The sequence below is a fragment of the Longimycelium tulufanense genome (assembly GCF_014645795.1).
Lineage (GTDB): Bacteria > Actinomycetota > Actinomycetes > Mycobacteriales > Pseudonocardiaceae > Longimycelium > Longimycelium tulufanense.
In genome coordinates, this window is the sequence record NZ_BMMK01000098.1 from 1 (window position 1) to 1,202 (window position 1,202).

Annotated in this window: 2 protein-coding genes; both read right to left on the reverse strand. The window is 70.9% G+C overall.

All coding sequences use genetic code 11. The features are described 5' to 3' along the window. A partial coding sequence (locus tag IEY55_RS31670) for an integrase core domain-containing protein (protein ID WP_189062269.1) occupies positions 1-883 on the reverse strand: 883 nt, incomplete at its 3' end. Next, positions 880-1,202 (reverse strand): transposase (locus IEY55_RS31675; RefSeq protein WP_229686956.1); only part of this gene is annotated, 323 nt, incomplete at its 5' end. The genes IEY55_RS31675 and IEY55_RS31670, both read right to left, overlap by 4 nt.

Consider the following 1,202-nt stretch of genomic DNA (forward strand, 5'->3'; position numbering starts at 1 on the left):
GGTGGGCTTCGGCGGGTCGGGCGAAGCCGAGGGCCTCGTGCGGTCGGATGTGGTTGAACACCTGCCGGTAGTTCTCGGCCTCGATGGCCAGGGTCTGGCCGTCGGGGATCTCCAGCCGGTAGAGGTGTTCGTATTTCAGTGATCCGAACGCCCGCTCCCGGACGCCGTTCTGGCCTGGGCTCTTGCGGCGGGTTCGGATATGGCGCAGCTCGGGCCTGGAGGCGATGAACGCCGCGAACTGCGCGCCCTTGAACGCCCCGCCGTTGTCCGTGACGAGCTTGATCCGCTTGACCTTCCCGGTTTCCGGGTCGGTCAGCTGCTCGGCCAGCGGACGTCCGGCCAGCCGCTCGGCCTCGGCGATGGCCACGCAGACGGCCTGCTGGGCGTCGGCGGCGTTGCAGGTGGTGGCCAGGTGCCAGCCGAACTCGTACTTCGACCAGTAGTCGGCGACGCCGGCGATGCGCCACACCCCGCCGACCGTGGTCTCAAACTCGCTGAAGTCCAGCTGCCAGACTTGGTTCGGCGCGGTGGGAGGGTCAGCGAAGGCGGCCTTGCGAGTCTTGGCCAGCTCGCGCCGCTCGGCCTGGTATTCCTTGGGCTGCAACAAGTTCCGCCGCCTCATCGCCCGCTCCACGGTGGACGGCGACACCTGGTGGCCGTCGGCGCGCATCAGCGCGGCGATCTTGCGGTGGCCCCACGCGGGCCACGCCTGGGCGTACTTCTCCACCAGCGGCTCGGCCGCGTCAGTCGCCGGGGCCGGCCACGGCCCCTTCGGCGGGCTGCCGGCCCGCGCCCTGGCCAGCCAGCGGGTGTAGGTGCGGCGCGGGATGCCGATCAGGGCGCAGAACCTCGAGACCGGCATCGCCGCGGCTTGGCGGATCACCTCGAGGTCCTCGAAGGGGCCAGGCGGTGCCGCTCAGCGGATCTCTTCCACACCCGAAGCTCAACATGGGCCTCGCCCAACGCCGCGGTCAGCTCGTCGACCTGCGCCAGCAGCTGCTCCTCACGGCCCGACGGACCGGCCTTGCCGCCCGCGGCGACCTGCGCTCGGCCGCCGTCGAGGAACTGGGCCTTCCACCGCGACACCGACTGCTCAGACACCTTGTTCCGGCGGGCGGCCTCGGCGATCGTCATCTCCCCGGACAGCACGCTCAGCACAATCCGGATCTTGTCCTCGGCGGGGAACACCGGCGGACGGCTCA